We start from the raw sequence: 14,075 nt of genomic DNA on the forward strand, positions 1-14,075 counted from the left end.
ATCTTTATCATTAATATGACCATTAATATGACCATTGCTTTGAGTCACTCATTGGGTTTTATGAATTTAACTTTTTGTGACGTTTTAATGCAAAGTATGAACAACTAAAATAAATCACCGTACAAACAAAACACACGGTTTCGAATAACGATTTATTGTCTGCGTATATATCCATCGTTGGGCTATAAAACATCACATTCACGGCAAGTGCGGTAATAACCACTAACGAGATAAAGGCAAAACCATTTAATAGCTTGGTAAACTTACTTACATCTTCGATTGTTTCTTTATCATCTTGTGCCATTGCGTCTTGATATTCTGCAATTTGTTGCTGTTCTTTTTCATCAGCAATAATAGCGTCGCTATAATCTAAATCAGCACCGTATTTTTTGGCTAATACGGTGTAAATAATGATGGTGAATATCCAGGTAGGAATAAACAAATAGTAGAATGAAATCACATCTAAACTGTTTAAACCAAAGCCAAAGATTAATGCTAACGCCCAGGTGGCAATGGCTGGTGTGCTTTTAGACAGGTTTTGATATTTAGCCCAATAGCGAGTTAAGCCGATTTTAGGAAATAACACATGCTCAGCAAATACAATTCCGCCCACAGGCACCACTAATAAACCGGCATACGTCAGTAATGGCAGCATTTGGGTAAATACAAATGGGAAACAGGCAATCACAACCGTGACCATTCCCACAATCGCAGTGGTTCGTTCACGCGATTGATTAACAAAAATAGATTGTGCAGCAAGACCAGCACGATACAAGTTAGCGTTTGCTGTCGTCCATCCTGCAATGATAATAATCACAAAACCAGAAAAGCCTAAAGCATGATAAGCCACGTCACCAGGATCAAGCTGTGTGATGGTGGTTTTTAACAATACCGCAGTACCCGCGCCCATAATACCGGCCGAGATCCAGGCAATATAATGGCCAAAGAACATACCCACACCAGAAAACAAACCATAACTTTTACGCTTAGCAAAACGAAAAATAGCCATGTCGATTAAACCAAAATGGGTAATAGAGTTGGCAGCCCAGGCAAATCCAATCACTTCAAGTAAACCAATGCCAGGCTCGCCTTTATCGTTTAAGCCCGTCCAGATTGAACTGTCGCCAATGGTCATAAAGTCTTGCCAGCCACCTAACGTCGTAGTGCCTATCACATGGTTTGATAACGCAGGGAATAAACTGAATGAACCGGCAATAAAGATAACAAATAACCAGGGAGCGCAGATTTTAGAAAAGTCAGCAACGGTTGAAAAACCATACATGGCCACTACCACAACGATTGAACCAACGGCCAATACAATCATCACAAACCATAAACTGCTGGGATACCAATTCAACTGCGCGGGAATATCAAACAAAAAGCGCACTGCGGTAGAAGACACAGTAATCATGGCGGCAGAAATCACGGCAAAGATAATTACGTTAGCCCAGTTATAGAGCTTGGTCATTGAATCGCCAGCAATTTTATTTAAATAATTGTACAAACTTAAACGGGTTTCAACGGCAATAGGCGCAGTCAGTAGCCACCAAGAACACATGGCTAACAGGTTACCAATCAGTAACCCTAAAAGGATATCTATCGTCGATGCACCTAGGGCGACAAAGGTTGCACCAATCACAAATTCGGTTGCAGCAACATGCTCCCCAGCATATAAACCTGCAAAATGTTTCCAACCGTGCAACTTATTCTTAGCGACGGGAAGCTGCTCTTCATTCATTTGATGAAATGAAGAATCTCGGTGACTTGTTGTCATTATTGTTATATTCCTATATTTTCAGGTAAATTAATCCCTCACCAATATCGATGATAAAATTATGCAACTTACCTTTTTGACTATTTATTATTTCTGTTTAACTGAAATAATAACCCCATTGACGTTCTATTTTTATTAATACGTTTTGCTGCATATAAAGTTTAAGCACCAATAACACTTTATTGCTGATACTTATTGTATTGTGGTTTACATTGAGATAAACCGACTGACATTATTTTTTAGTCAGTGTTTAAAATTACAATCTATTTCTTAAGCTCTATTTCTTAAGTTCTATTAATTAAGCTCTATTGATTGACATACAGAGAGTAAAATCTATTTACGCCAAATCACTTTCACATCCATAATTCCAGTGACTCAGCCTACTCTGTTAGCATTCTATAATTTATTTCACTTTTGCAAGTATTTGCTCGGCGGTATATTCATTAGTAATTAATGAGTTAATTAACCCGCCTTGCAATGCTGCACATATCGCATTCACTTTACTTTTACCTGCGGCAATACCATAAACGGGTTTACTGGCATTGGGTGTTAACGGCGCACTCATCACTAATTGATTAATGGGATGTGCTAATAACTGCCCTTGATGATCGTAAACCCAACTAATGATTTCACCTGCTGCGCTATCGCTCACCAATTCATTCAATTTATCTTGGTCAATAAAGCCATCGAGCATTAAGGGTGATTGCTCGCCCATCTGCCCTATACCAACAAATGTCGCATCCGCCTGTTCAACCAACGCTAAAATACTTTTTATCGGCGCTAACTCATGCAAAATGTTTTTCTCTGTCACTGAGTTTGCAATAACCGGCAATGGCATTGGGTAATGTTTAGCTTGGACTCTGTTCGCCATGCTGACAACAATATCAAATGCTGAAGCTGAACCGTCTGACATCATATTACCGAGCAACGACACAATTTTATGTTGTGGGCATTGCATTGACGGTAACTCATCAATACACGCCTTAAGTGCCCGACCCGTTCCAAATGCCAGCGTTTTCGGTTGTGCCGACTTTAAATAGCGTTCTACCACAGCCGCACTGGTCTGTGCTAAGCCATGTACCGAGCTGTCATCACTGGGATCACTAGGGACAATCTCGCACTCAAGTAAAGAAAATCTGTTTTTAAGTTGCTCAGCCAATTCCATGCATTTTGCAATGGGATGGTCTAAACGGACTTTAATTAAGCCTTCACTCACCGCTAGTGCAACGAGTCGCTGTGCAGATTGCCTTGATACCTCTAATTTCTGTGCTATTTCATCTTGAGTATTTTTAGCCACGTAATACAACCACGCCGCTCTAGCTGCATCTTCTAATCGCGCTAATTCTGAATTTGATTTACTGTCCATGATATTCCTCATTATTCAGTGTTAACGCATTATGCTGGGCATTAACTGAGCGAAATCTTGCCAATCTGTTAATGCCGTAACCTGTGGAAAAGTCTTAGCAACCGGATGATTGTGGTAACTAATATGTCCACCACCCACATAATGAATAACAGGCATATTGGCTGCGACAGCGGCTGTTACGCCAAAAAAGCTGTCCTCTATCACTAAGCATTGTTCTGGTGCTACACCCATACGCCTGGCTGCATGTAAAAATAAATCCGGTGCTGGTTTACCGTTTTCAACTTCGCTGCCGGTAAAAACATTTCCAGCAAACACATCGCTTAATCCCACCACCGCCAACGCTTTTGTTGTTCGCGGTAAACTGCTGCTTGTGGCAATGCAAAATGGCACAGTTAAGGCAGCGAGCACCTCTTTAATGCCATTCGTAACGGTTAAATCACGCTCAAATGCCAATAACAACTGTTCTCGGTACTGCAATTCAAAAGCATGTGGCAACGTTATATTCAACAAACTGTTAATTTTGGTCGCCACAGTCGCAAATTGGCAGCCTAAAAAATGTTGCTGCACAAACGCCATATCAATCTGGGCACCCAACACGGCTAATTTGTCGATTAACACATTCGCGCTGATGACTTCACTGTCGATCACAACACCGTCGCAATCAAAAATGACTAACTTTGGCTTTGTATCCATAAACCAGCCTTAATGAATAAAGAAAATTAAGGTCCTATTTTACAATGGCTTTAAGCTAAAAATCCCACTTAACTGTCTATGTTAGGCATTATTCGATGCTTATTACGCTGCGTCATTATCTGTAATCAGGGTATGACTACCCTAAATCGAGCTTTTGCACCCAGCGTGAGCATATGCCCTTTCATTGAGCATATTCCCTCTTCTCAATATTGATGTCAATCACATTTCTTGAATTAAATAAGCAAATCGAGCTTTAGCGGTTGCTTATGTACGTTTTGTGATAATAAAATGTTATTTAAATTCAATAGAATAATATTAAGTGCACTTTGGAAGTACGATAATTAAACGATTCAACTTGAGCGAAAATCATTCAATCTGTAATACAGAACAATCAAGATTGAAGCTTAATATTGTCATTTGACGCCTTGTACATTGCACCAATTAAACGCATTTTGAAGATGCAATGCGCAAGCTTATTTGCACTCAAGGTGAATGGCTGAACGCTGAGATTTGAAGGTTGAAGATTGAAGATTGAAGATTCAATTAGCACTTGATCATCAATCGCCATTCACTCAATAACATGTAATTGATATGCATATCTACAACACAAAAAAGTGCAAAAATCGTACACACAAGTTGTAATAAAATTACATTTGTCGCTTTTTTGTGGTCAGTATCACAGCATATTCACCCTATAAACTGTAATTTTATTTACAAAGAATATTTTGCAAAAACGATTTGTTGAATATTTTTAGAGGAAACTATTATGACTGTAACCAATACTCAAGAGCTTGACCTACTGGTAGAACGCGTTGCCAAGGCGCAGGCCGAATTTGCTAACTTTAGCCAAGAGCAAGTAGACAAAATTTTTAGGGCTGCGGCTTTTGCTGCTGCAGATGCGCGCATCTCTCTTGCTAAAATGGCGGCTACAGAAACAGGCATGGGTGTGCTTGAAGACAAAGTGATAAAAAACCACTTTGCGTCTGAATACATTTATAACAAGTACAAAGATGAGAAAACCTGTGGCATTTTGTCTGAAGACTTAACCTTTGGCACTATTACGATTGCAGAACCTGTCGGGATTATTTGCGGTATTGTGCCCACAACCAACCCAACCTCTACCGCGATTTTTAAAGCGCTTATAAGTTTAAAAACCCGTAACGGCATTATTTTTTCACCGCACCCAAGAGCAAAAAACTCAACCACAACAGCAGCAAGAATCGTACTCGATGCAGCTGTAGCGGCTGGCGCACCCAAAGACATTATTGGCTGGATAGATCAACCCAGCGTTGCATTGTCTAATCAATTAATGACGCATGAAAAAATCAACCTCATTTTAGCCACCGGTGGCCCAGGTATGGTGAAAGCCGCCTACTCTTCTGGCAAACCAGCCATTGGCGTTGGCGCGGGTAATACTCCTATCGTTATTGATGAAACCGCAGACATTAAACGCGCTGTGAGTTCAATTTTAATGTCTAAAACTTTCGACAACGGCGTAGTGTGTGCTTCTGAGCAAGCTGTCATTGTGGTAGAAAGCATTTATAAGCAAGTCAAAGAGCGTTTTGCTCATTACGGCGGCTATATGTTATCTAAAGCCGAAACCGCCGCAATGCAAAGCGTCATTCTTAAAAATGGCGGCCTAAACGCCGACATCGTTGGTCAAAGCGCAGTCAATATCGCCCTTATGGCAGGTATTACCGTGCCAGGCCACACCAAAGTATTGATTGGTGAAGTGACAGACATTAATGACGTTGAAGCGTTCGCCCACGAGAAGTTATCTCCGTTATTGGGTATGTATAAAGCCAAAGACTTTAATGAAGCCATGGATAAAGCTGAAGCCCTAGTCACTTTAGGCGGCATTGGCCACACCTCTGGTTTATATACCGATCAAGACACCCAGGAGGCACGCGTTAAAGCCTTTGGTTTTAGAATGAAAACCGCGCGTATTTTAATTAACACCCCTGCTTCACAAGGCGGCATTGGTGACTTATACAACTTTAAATTAGCGCCATCGTTAACTTTAGGTTGTGGTTCATGGGGCGGTAACTCAATTTCTGAAAACGTTGGCCCAAGTCACTTAATCAACAAAAAAATGGTCGCCAAGAGGGCTGAAAACATGTTGTGGCACAAGCTTCCATCATCAATCTATTTCCGCCGTGGCAGTTTACCGATTGCCCTTGAAGAATTAAGCGACAAGAAACGTGCGTTAATCATCACCGACAAGTTCTTGTTCAATAATGGCTATTGCAACGAAACCTTAAAGATCTTGAAAGCACAAGGGTTAGAAACCGAAGTGTTTTACGAAGTCGAAGCCGACCCAACATTAGCCATTGTCCGTCAAGGCGCTAAAGTGGCTAATAGCTTCCAACCGGATGTGATTATTGCATTAGGCGGCGGTTCACCTATGGATGCAGCGAAAATCATTTGGGTCATGTACGAGCACCCAGATGTTGATTTTGCTGACTTAGCCTTACGCTTCATGGATATTCGTAAACGTATTTACAAGTTCCCTAAAATGGGCCGTAAAGCGAAAATGGTGGCCATTCCTACCACATCAGGCACAGGCTCAGAAGTCACACCATTTGCGGTAGTCACCGATGAAGTGACAGGTAAAAAGTACCCTATTGCAGATTATGAATTGACACCCAATATGGCCATTGTTGACCCTAACCTTGTGATGGACATGCCTAAGTCATTAACGGCCTTTGGCGGTATTGACGCGGTAACTCACGCATTAGAAGCGTATGTCAGTGTAATGGCAAACGAATACAGTGACGGCCAGGCATTACAAGCTCTCGATTTACTGGTGAAATACTTACCAGACGCCTATGAGCTTGGAGCAAAAGCCCCTGTTGCCCGTGAGAAAGTGCATAATGGCGCCACCATTGCCGGTATTGCATTTGCCAACGCATTCCTGGGTGTCTGTCACTCAATGGCACACAAATTAGGTGCTGAGTTCCACTTAGCACATGGTTTAGCTAATGCACTGTTAATCTCTAACGTTATTCGTTTTAACGCCACAGACATGCCAACTAAGCAAGCGGCGTTCAGCCAATACGACCGCCCTAAAGCATTATGTCGTTATGCCGCCATTAGTGAACACTTAAAGTTAGGTGGCAAAACAGATGAGCAAAAAGTTGAAAAGCTCATTGAGAAAATCGAAGAGCTTAAGAAGGTCATTGGGATCCCCGCCTCTATTCAAGAAGCCGGTGTCAACGAAGCAGACTTTATCGCCAAATTGGATGAACTTGCAGAAGATGCATTTGATGACCAATGTACTGGTGCTAACCCACGCTACCCACTCATTAGCGAGATTAAACAAGTGCTATTAGACAGCTTCTATGGCCGTGCTTATAAAGACTAATGTTATAAAATGCTAATACAAAACGCCTTAAGTGCCACCGCGCTTAAGGCGTTTTTTATGTTAATGCCATCGATACTGCGCTGTTTGCATGGATTTGAGTGGTGTCGTATAACGGTACTTGAGTGTGTTGTTGCTGCACTAATAAAGCAATTTCAGTGCATCCTAAAATCACCGCTTGCGCGCCTTGAGCAAACAACTTATCGATAATGGTTAGGTAAGCTTGCCTTGATTGCGGATTGATGGTGCCTAAACATAATTCTTGATATATCACGTCATGAATTCGCGTTTGGTCATCGGAATTGGGCACAATCACTTCAATGGGGTAATTGTCACTGATCCTGCGTTTGTAAAAGTCTTGCTCCATAGTAAAGCGAGTGCCTAACAAACCGACTTTAGTGATGCCGTCGGCCAGAAGTGCATTGGCGGTCGCATCGGCAATATGTAAAATCGGGATCGAGATTTTCGCCTGTATCTCATCAGCCACTTTGTGCATGGTATTGGTACAAATAATCACAAAATCAGCACCACCGGCTTCAACCGCTACAGCGGCATCTGCTAATATCTTGGCAGTATCATCCCATAACCCTTGATGTTGTAACGTTTCGATTTCAGCAAAATCAACACTGTACAAACAAATCTTAGCTGAGTGTAATCCACCTAAGGCCGCCTTAACCCCCTGGTTAATCGCCTGATAATAGCTTTGCGTCGACTCCCAGCTCATACCACCAATCATACCAATGGTTTTCATGCTTATTCCTGTGAAATAAGAAGTAATTAAAGTATGAACACTTATAGCAAAAACTTATTAATGCATCCACAGATAAACGTTACTCTATAGCGACTAAACTTCAGAGTAACGCTGCCGTAGCAATGCATTGATTTCAGATAACAATTCGATATGTTTTAGCGGCGTCATTCCCAACAGTCATAGCAATCAAGTTTATTAACGAACCATTCGCTCATTAGGACAAATTCAGCCCTTTTAACTTATGACAAATTGACTGATGACGTTGTTTCAATTGCTCATGATTACTCGCAAAAGCATTATGAGCCTTATGTTGAGTATCGTGGTTAACCTGAGCACCATTATGCCCTCCTCGTTGACCCGAGCGTTCATGCGCACCAATTAATTTTTCATGGCGTGCAATCTCAACCTCATGAGTCATTATTTCATGTTCATGCGCGAGAATTTGCGCTTCATGTTGGTGAATTTCGGCTTCGATACTGTGCAGGGTAGCGAGCAATTTGCTGTGCTCAATACGCCAGTTTCTATGGTCGGCATGCCATTGTTGGTGATCTAAGTGGTCATGTTTGTGGTCACTATGGTCGAGCTGGTGATCGTTATAATCATGATTGTGTTTGCTATTCATAATGGACTCCTTCTGGATAAAAAGTCTTTAGCAAGTGCCCTATTAATGTCATACCACCTAACGATAAGCGTAATGATATAAACTGCACGATTATCAGTTAACAGTGCAGTTTTGTTGGCCCCAGTGACCAAAGGGAACGAATGTTGCGCTTTGTGTTAGATTTCGACCTTTATTACCCACCAAAAACTGGTTTATTTTTTGTTCCCTACACTACCAATTTCCTCCTAATTTGTTTTGGAGTCAACGTAGATCCGGTATTTCTCTTATTAGTTTTAATGCCCATAGTGGAGATCGCTTACAGAGAGGTAGAAATGGTGTATAAAATGATTTTAGCTAGTCATAATGATAGTGTTGCTGCCGAGGAAGGTGAGTCGGTAAGGCATTGTTAATAATAATTTTAATTTGTTCCGGTTCAGATGAGTTTGATCAAACGCTATTATTTAAAAGATTACTCATCAAGGCCAAACTTTTTCCGAATGCGTTTAGCCCATGATGGCCTTTGTATTTTGTAGCTGTATATACTCTCTGGCACAATGATATTCGGGTTGGCTAATACAAGTGCATAAAAAAACGCACGTCGATCAAATCCACGATAGTTTGAGTACATTAGTTGCCTATGCTCTCCATTTTTGAGCACTATCAGGTTTGAAATAGATTCTTGCCCTGTATGGCTGATTTGCTTCAATTGCGTAATGTCAGAAACCTTGACCTGCCAACTCACATCACTAAAGGTGGGATCAAAATAGGACAAAGTGGTTTGCGTGACACACACCCTAATTTGTTTATTTTCAAACCAGAACCATAATGTTAAACCAAGCAATATCGCTTCAACAACCCAAATGGCAATATCAACAACCTCAAACAGCTGTGCTACCGCATGAGTATCGTTCGTTAACGTTGGCAGATATTTGTGCGCTGCTACGTATAAAAGGAATGCCACGCCAGCATTTAAAATCAGTAACAATGCTGAAGAACGTTGTTTCCTGGTATAAATGAAGTAAGTTGTCATGCTGACCCTTTATGAGAAGCTAGGTTTTATTATTACTCAACTAAATTGCTGACCCAACTAAATTGAAAGGCTTTTTAAGATATGGCCTACGGCCACTAACGTCGTGGCGTTCCAGCAACATTTTCGCTTTTTAACCAAAGAACAGCAGCAATAATGCTTTTATAGGTTCTAATTCATCGTTAGTTGCACCCTTAAATATAGGTGCAACAGCAACAATTGGTGCAGGTTCAGTGATCACTAGTACCGTTGAAGATGACCAACTAGCAATAGCACGCTCTAAGCAGAGTAATTTAACGGGTTGGAAACGCCCAGTTAAAAAATAATAAGCCAACACCTTTTTAAAGCGAGTTATATACTCGCTTTTTTATTGCTTAAAGTTTGCTAGTTACTTAAACTATATTGTTAATGGATTAAAAAAACACACATAAGGAAAGCCAGATGTCTGCATACGCTCGCCGTGCTATTGCCGAAAGGCAACGTCAAAATCAAATCAAAAGTCTTCTATCGGGTAACAATCACACGCTGATACAAATGAACTCTGCAGAGTTTGTAGATTACATATTTCTGTAAAGATGAAGCAAGGTAAATCTCGTTCAGAAGTTGTTGATTGGCTTGATGAGTTACTGGAAGAGCATAATTCACTATCAAGTAAATGGAAACGAATTAAAGATCCATTAAAGGCAGGAGCTGGGTTATACCCCAGGGCAAGATCACGAAGCTTTACCTTGACTTAAGTTTGTGATCTTATACTTCTTTTTAGTAAGAAGTAAGTTAACCCATGTCGCAACTACAGCTATTCAAGTACTTTTCAAACATTGATGACCCCCGTCAACAAGGTAAAGTTGTCCATAAACTCTTTGATATCCTATTCCTTACCCTCAGCGCAGTGATTGCTGGATGCCAAGGGTGGGAAGAAATTGAGGATTTTGGACACGACCGTCTCGATTGGTTACGCAAATTTGTCTCTTTTGAAAATGGTATTCCTAAACATGACACGATAGCGAGGGTTATCAGCACTATTGATATGAGTACGTTTCAATCCTGCTTCTCTAAATGGATGCAAGACTGCCACCAAGTCACAGCTGGACAAGTGATTGCTATTGATGGAAAAAGATTAAAAGGTTCATTTAATCAGTCTGATAGAAAGGATGCCATTCATATGGTGAGCGCGTTTGCTTGCGAAAATGGCGTGGTGATTGGACAACAAAAAACCGACTGTAAATCGAATGAGATAACCGCCATTCCAGTCCTGCTGGATCTATTAGAGATAAAAGGTTGCCTAGTCACCATCGATGCCATGGGATGTCAAAAAGCCATTGCCCAGAAAATTTTAGATAAAGATGCCAATTACCTGCTGGCACTTAAAGGCAATCAGCCTATGTTATTGGCCCAGGTTGAAAAATTATTAGGACCAGAAATCAGCCGCCAGTGTCAGGATGGAACGCTGTTTCAGGAAGCGGATTACCAACGAAATAGAGAAGAGTATCGATGCTGTATTGTTAACAATGACATGAGTCAAATACCCGCTGCGGCAGATTGGCCAATGTTAACAACAGTTGGGGTGATCGTTTCTTATCGAAAAGAAAAGGGCAAAGTATCCAAAGAGTTAAGTTTTAGGTACTACATCAGTTCAGCCACGTTAACGGCAGAAGAGTTGGCAGCAAGTGCCCGAGAGCATTGGAGTATCGAAAATGGATTGCACTGGAAACATGATGTTGGAATGAAAGAAGATGATTGTCGTATCCGACGTGATGGTGCACCGGAAATCATGGCAAGTGTTAGGCATGTTGCAGTGAATCGTCTTCAGTCAGAGACAAGCTTTAAGAAAGGAGTAAGAGCAAAACAAATGAAAGCCAATCGCAACACCAATTACCTTGAAAAGGTTATTTTTGGCAAGTGAATTTTCATGCTCTTACCCTGGCCCCAGGCATGTAAGGCCATGTTATTCGTAAAACTCAAATTAGTCTTTGTTGATGACTCTATTACAATCTGGATCAGAAAAAACATCGTCTAAAATATTCACGACACAATGCATAAAAACAACAGAATCACTTAATAAAGATAATTCTGCATCGAACAATAATCTAGCATCAGATACTTTCAGATTATGGATATCTAAAAAACTAAGCTGTTTGAAATTATGAGTTATTTGCAGTTCTTTATCATAAATAGAACAAATGTCGCGCCTATTTATTAATTTGTGTGAGCCTGACTCTAGGTTTTCAATTCGCAAACAAGGAAAATCACTGTCAGGGTGAAATAAAATCCATCGAAATACTTTATTATTAACTCTATTAACTCCAATTTCCCATGCATCAAAACTAACATATGTTTCGTCTTGCTCAGCTTGAGCATTAGAAAAAAGAATAATTAACAAAACAATTAAAATAGAAAATGCTATCTTCATCTAAATAACCTATGATTGAATGAATTTTATACGAGCTTGTCGTCTGGAAGAAGGAACCGCTCCCCAATTAGCTTCTTTCATTATTTCTTTTGTAAACTCAACAAGATCATTTGATGCTATATGCTTCTGTAAAAATCGACGTGAGCTCCCATGATAATCACCTCTAAAACATAAATCGATTATCACTTTCCATTCCTTTGATTATTCTTGTACATGTCAATTTAAAAATTTAAAAATTAAAAAAATCTTCTTCGTCATCGTTTAATTCATAAACATCAAAATCAGTTTCCCAACGACAAATACTCGATCCATCAAACTCTAAATTACGATTACGTTTGTTCGGAAAAGTAAAATCAACCTCCTTAGAGGTTAAATCAGCATTCAATGTTGCTAATTTTTCTTTTACTTCGGGAGACTCTTCGATACCGATAACACTAGAACGCCAAAGGAGGTACGATTTACCGTCATGAAACAGTTCAATTTGCTGCTCAGTAAAATTATGAACAAACATGTCTCCCGGTTTTTTTGAACTTAAATTAACTTCGGGCATAGAGAATTCTCCATTTTCGTCTGTTCGAGTTTCATCATTTTCAACAAACTTATGGATATACTTTAGTTGCCGTGTCACTTTAGCGCCAACAACAGGTTTCCCATTTACCAAAACCTGTCCTTTTACTTCTGAGCACATGTGCACGTCGTATGTTTTTAGTAATCCAAACATGTTGAGCAAATCTCCCTATTAAAAAGACTCTCGTTAATTAAATATCTATCGACGATACTTCATCTTAACCCGTTAAAAGTATTTACCTTCAATCAAAAAACGCGGAAGTGAATCACTTTCAACCGTTACCTCATTACCCATATCGTGCCACATACATACATGCCATGCCGAGTAGTTGTAGGGGTATAAATGAATCGACAGGGATACCACCAGGGTCTGACTCATTAATATGGTAGACATTTAGACGGTCCTTTATAATCATTGAGGTTTACGGCGCTGTTACGTCAAAGTCATTTTTCACTAAAAAATCAGGAATGTAATCAGTTTCAACTGTTAGCTGGTAACCTTTAATATCATAAGCATGGCTAGCAGCAGCAATCAATGGCAGTGATATCCATCCTTGCTGCTCCATTTTATCCTTTTTCCAATATTTTTTATGAGCCTCTAGCGCCTCTACCATGGCTTCATTAAATTCATCTTGTGCATTGGCAGTGTAAATACAGCGATATACTGGCATCAAAGGCAACAAAATATGTTGTACATAACGGCGACGACCAGACGCTATTGCATTCGGGTCGGCCGCAATTAATGCTGCCTCAAGTAAGTCACCCATATTGGCTTCAGGCTCAAATAAACCCTTCATTAAATTAATAAGCGCAGTATCAAATGCATCAGCACTAATGTTTGCATTATCAAACACACTTTTAGGTACTTGAATAAGTTGCTCTATCGCTTTTTTGTCACGCAGTGTTACCGCTGCATAAAATACTTTTTCCCACACATCGGTATGTAAATAAGCACCCGCAGGGCCACCTGTTAACGCAAAAGTATCATTATTGATAGTAACATCGAAGGTTTCACCTTGCCGGCAAGCAAATGCAAAATTGGCGCAACCAAACTCTTTAATATGTCGTAAATAGCGCACAATTTGTTGATGGGGCACTTCAGCCAACACCGCATCACCAAAGGCATCAATGGCATCTTGAATAGAGCCACCTAAAACACCTTGAGAGTTTTTAGTTTTAATAGTGTTGATGCCTCTAGGTAATAACTCTTCGTATTCATTAATATCTTCAAGTAACAATTCCATTTTTGTTTCTTTGTAATGTCTTGCTATCATGTATTATATTCCGTCTTTTTTTAAGTGTAGGTATTGCTAAAATCACTGGTTTTAGTTTTGGCTAACGAGCCATCTTTATGTAGTTTTTGGCTGACCCTTTTCGATGAAAGGCAAAAGTCAGAATCAGGGGCTGATTACACTTTTTGACCAGCACCAAAAATAATCTCTTCCCTGAAATCATCACTCCAACAAGCTCTATTGAATTTCTGATTCTGGCTTGTTTTAGCGGGATGTAGCTTCACTAGATTTAA

The 14,075-nt window shown here is 40.1% G+C and carries 13 protein-coding genes and 2 pseudogenes; 4 read left to right on the forward strand and 11 right to left on the reverse strand.

Annotated features, from left to right (window positions below; genetic code table 11):
• Positions 1–58: 58 nt before the first annotated feature.
• The 3 genes from ACROAE_RS12310 to ACROAE_RS12320 all read right to left on the reverse strand — a co-directional run bounded on the left by ACROAE_RS12310 (position 59) and on the right by ACROAE_RS12320 (position 3,833).
• A complete protein-coding gene (locus ACROAE_RS12310) occupies positions 59–1,774 on the reverse strand; it encodes a purine-cytosine permease family protein (RefSeq protein WP_432402116.1) in 1,716 nt (571 codons plus the stop codon).
• A 403-nt stretch (positions 1,775–2,177) separates the two neighbouring features.
• Positions 2,178–3,140 carry a sugar-binding transcriptional regulator gene (locus ACROAE_RS12315; protein ID WP_432402118.1) on the reverse strand — a complete coding sequence of 321 codons (963 nt, stop codon included), beginning with the start codon at positions 3,138–3,140 and terminating at the stop codon, positions 2,178–2,180.
• A 21-nt stretch (positions 3,141–3,161) separates the two neighbouring features.
• A complete protein-coding gene (locus tag ACROAE_RS12320) occupies positions 3,162–3,833 on the reverse strand; it encodes an HAD family hydrolase (RefSeq protein WP_432402120.1) in 672 nt (223 codons plus the stop codon).
• 766 nt (positions 3,834–4,599) lie between these two features.
• Between ACROAE_RS12320 and adhE the strand changes: the two genes are divergently transcribed.
• Positions 4,600–7,197, forward strand: a complete 2,598-nt coding sequence (adhE, locus tag ACROAE_RS12325) for a bifunctional acetaldehyde-CoA/alcohol dehydrogenase (protein ID WP_432402122.1) — start codon at positions 4,600–4,602, stop codon at positions 7,195–7,197.
• A gap of 55 nt (positions 7,198–7,252) precedes the next feature.
• On the opposite strand, the gene ACROAE_RS12330 is transcribed toward adhE, so the two are convergent.
• From ACROAE_RS12330 to ACROAE_RS12340, 3 genes are all read right to left on the reverse strand, one after another.
• Entirely contained in the window at positions 7,253–7,945 is a 693-nt protein-coding gene (locus tag ACROAE_RS12330) for an aspartate/glutamate racemase family protein (RefSeq protein ID WP_432402124.1), read from the reverse strand.
• A gap of 214 nt (positions 7,946–8,159) precedes the next feature.
• A complete protein-coding gene (locus ACROAE_RS12335) occupies positions 8,160–8,567 on the reverse strand; it encodes a hypothetical protein (protein ID WP_432402126.1) in 408 nt (135 codons plus the stop codon).
• A 448-nt stretch (positions 8,568–9,015) separates the two neighbouring features.
• Complete coding sequence (locus tag ACROAE_RS12340) at positions 9,016–9,576, reverse strand: hypothetical protein (RefSeq protein WP_432402128.1); 561 nt, start codon at positions 9,574–9,576, stop codon at positions 9,016–9,018.
• Between the two features lie 149 nt (positions 9,577–9,725).
• On the opposite strand from ACROAE_RS12340, the pseudogene glmU reads away from it, so the two are divergent.
• The 3 genes and pseudogenes from glmU to ACROAE_RS12355 form a co-directional block, all read left to right on the forward strand.
• Positions 9,726–9,899: pseudogene (gene glmU, locus ACROAE_RS12345) on the forward strand (bifunctional UDP-N-acetylglucosamine diphosphorylase/glucosamine-1-phosphate N-acetyltransferase GlmU); the annotation flags it as partial.
• Between the two features lie 115 nt (positions 9,900–10,014).
• Positions 10,015–10,146 (forward strand): hypothetical protein, encoded by a 132-nt coding sequence (locus tag ACROAE_RS12350; protein ID WP_432402130.1) that lies wholly within the window; start codon positions 10,015–10,017, stop codon positions 10,144–10,146.
• A 208-nt stretch (positions 10,147–10,354) separates the two neighbouring features.
• The gene (locus ACROAE_RS12355; protein WP_432402132.1) at positions 10,355–11,476 is read left to right on the forward strand and encodes an ISAs1 family transposase; all 1,122 of its coding nucleotides are present in this window, start codon (positions 10,355–10,357) and stop codon (positions 11,474–11,476) included.
• A gap of 60 nt (positions 11,477–11,536) precedes the next feature.
• On the opposite strand, the gene ACROAE_RS12360 is transcribed toward ACROAE_RS12355, so the two are convergent.
• From ACROAE_RS12360 to ACROAE_RS12380, 5 genes and pseudogenes are all read right to left on the reverse strand, one after another.
• Positions 11,537–11,983, reverse strand: a complete 447-nt coding sequence (locus ACROAE_RS12360) for a hypothetical protein (protein ID WP_432402134.1) — start codon at positions 11,981–11,983, stop codon at positions 11,537–11,539.
• Positions 11,984–12,212: 229 nt separating this feature from the next.
• On the reverse strand, positions 12,213–12,704 hold the full coding sequence (locus tag ACROAE_RS12365; protein WP_432402136.1) for a DUF6795 domain-containing protein: 492 nt from the start codon (positions 12,702–12,704) through the stop codon (positions 12,213–12,215).
• A 72-nt stretch (positions 12,705–12,776) separates the two neighbouring features.
• A complete protein-coding gene (locus ACROAE_RS12370) occupies positions 12,777–12,944 on the reverse strand; it encodes a hypothetical protein (protein WP_432402138.1) in 168 nt (55 codons plus the stop codon).
• 28 nt (positions 12,945–12,972) lie between these two features.
• The gene (locus ACROAE_RS12375; RefSeq protein ID WP_432402140.1) at positions 12,973–13,824 is read right to left on the reverse strand and encodes an immunity 49 family protein; all 852 of its coding nucleotides are present in this window, start codon (positions 13,822–13,824) and stop codon (positions 12,973–12,975) included.
• Positions 13,825–13,958: 134 nt separating this feature from the next.
• Positions 13,959–14,075, reverse strand: a pseudogene (locus tag ACROAE_RS12380) (ISAs1-like element ISSpu13 family transposase); the annotation flags it as partial.

Source organism: Shewanella sp. MF05960 (genome assembly GCF_050849305.1).
GTDB lineage: Bacteria > Pseudomonadota > Gammaproteobacteria > Enterobacterales > Shewanellaceae > Shewanella.

Excerpts from the sequence above, each read along its gene's own strand:
- ACROAE_RS12310 (WP_432402116.1), bottom strand. The coding sequence starts at position 1,774 with ATGACAACAAGTCACCGAGATTCTTCATTTCATCAAATGAATGAAGAG.
- ACROAE_RS12315 (WP_432402118.1), bottom strand. The coding sequence starts at position 3,140 with ATGGACAGTAAATCAAATTCAGAATTAGCGCGATTAGAAGATGCAGCT.
- ACROAE_RS12320 (WP_432402120.1), bottom strand. The coding sequence starts at position 3,833 with ATGGATACAAAGCCAAAGTTAGTCATTTTTGATTGCGACGGTGTTGTG.
- adhE (WP_432402122.1), top strand. The coding sequence starts at position 4,600 with ATGACTGTAACCAATACTCAAGAGCTTGACCTACTGGTAGAACGCGTT.
- ACROAE_RS12330 (WP_432402124.1), bottom strand. The coding sequence starts at position 7,945 with ATGAAAACCATTGGTATGATTGGTGGTATGAGCTGGGAGTCGACGCAA.
- ACROAE_RS12335 (WP_432402126.1), bottom strand. The coding sequence starts at position 8,567 with ATGAATAGCAAACACAATCATGATTATAACGATCACCAGCTCGACCAT.
- ACROAE_RS12340 (WP_432402128.1), bottom strand. The coding sequence starts at position 9,576 with ATGACAACTTACTTCATTTATACCAGGAAACAACGTTCTTCAGCATTG.
- ACROAE_RS12350 (WP_432402130.1), top strand. The coding sequence starts at position 10,015 with ATGTCTGCATACGCTCGCCGTGCTATTGCCGAAAGGCAACGTCAAAAT.
- ACROAE_RS12355 (WP_432402132.1), top strand. The coding sequence starts at position 10,355 with ATGTCGCAACTACAGCTATTCAAGTACTTTTCAAACATTGATGACCCC.
- ACROAE_RS12360 (WP_432402134.1), bottom strand. The coding sequence starts at position 11,983 with ATGAAGATAGCATTTTCTATTTTAATTGTTTTGTTAATTATTCTTTTT.
- ACROAE_RS12365 (WP_432402136.1), bottom strand. The coding sequence starts at position 12,704 with ATGTTTGGATTACTAAAAACATACGACGTGCACATGTGCTCAGAAGTA.
- ACROAE_RS12370 (WP_432402138.1), bottom strand. The coding sequence starts at position 12,944 with ATGTCTACCATATTAATGAGTCAGACCCTGGTGGTATCCCTGTCGATT.
- ACROAE_RS12375 (WP_432402140.1), bottom strand. The coding sequence starts at position 13,824 with ATGATAGCAAGACATTACAAAGAAACAAAAATGGAATTGTTACTTGAA.